The 698-nt window shown below is 63.5% G+C and carries 1 protein-coding gene; it reads left to right on the top strand.

The window, feature by feature from the left end; translation table 11 throughout:
* The first annotated feature begins 101 nt into the window (after positions 1-101).
* On the top strand, positions 102-560 hold the full coding sequence (locus F6Q13_RS18855; protein WP_293059771.1) for a MaoC family dehydratase: 459 nt from the start codon (positions 102-104) through the stop codon (positions 558-560).
* Positions 561-698 lie beyond the last annotated feature (138 nt).

Raw genomic sequence — 698 nt, 5'->3', positions numbered from 1 at the left:
GGCCGCGCGGGAACGCAGCAAGGCCGCATCGGCAGCGGCCAAGACCGCGCGCAGCGTGTAGCGGCTACGCAGGGCCAGAACAGAACCGGGAAGGGAAGTCCGTGAAAGTCATCGGATCCATCGATGAGGCCGTGCAAATGATCGGCCAGGAGCTGGGCGTCAGCGACTGGACAGGCATCGACCAGAAGCGCGTCAACGCGTTCGCCGACGTCACCGGGGATTACCAGTGGATCCACGTCGATCCGGATCGGGCCAGTGCCGAAAGTCCCTATGGCGTAACGATAGCCCATGGATTCCTGACGCTGTCCCTGATTCCCGCGCTGAGCAAGGCCAATTACCGCGTCGAGAACGCGAAGATGGGCATCAATTACGGGCTCAACAGGGTGCGGTTCCTCGTGCCGGTTCCGGTGGGTAGCCGCATCCGGGTCCGATCTGAGCTTGTCGACGCCACCAAGGTCGATGACGCCATGGTTGACCTGATAGTGCGGCACACGGTCGAGCTCGACGGCTCCGAGAAGCCGGCTGCCGTGGCGGAGCTGATCGCGCGGATGGTTTTTTAGGCGCCGCTCCGCCGCATTGCCCGGTACAGGGCGTCGGGCGAGTTGGCATGTGATGCTTGCTACGTCGCAAGTAAGGCGCGTCTGGCGAGGTGCCTCAGCTAAAAGTGAGCGCGAAGCGGTGGTTGGTGCCTCACGCAT

The sequence above is a fragment of the Mycobacterium sp. genome (genome assembly GCF_008709575.1).
Taxonomy (GTDB): domain Bacteria; phylum Actinomycetota; class Actinomycetes; order Mycobacteriales; family Mycobacteriaceae; genus Mycobacterium.
The sequence above is the reverse complement of the archived record's forward strand: the minus strand, read 5'-3'. Positions and strand labels throughout refer to the sequence as shown.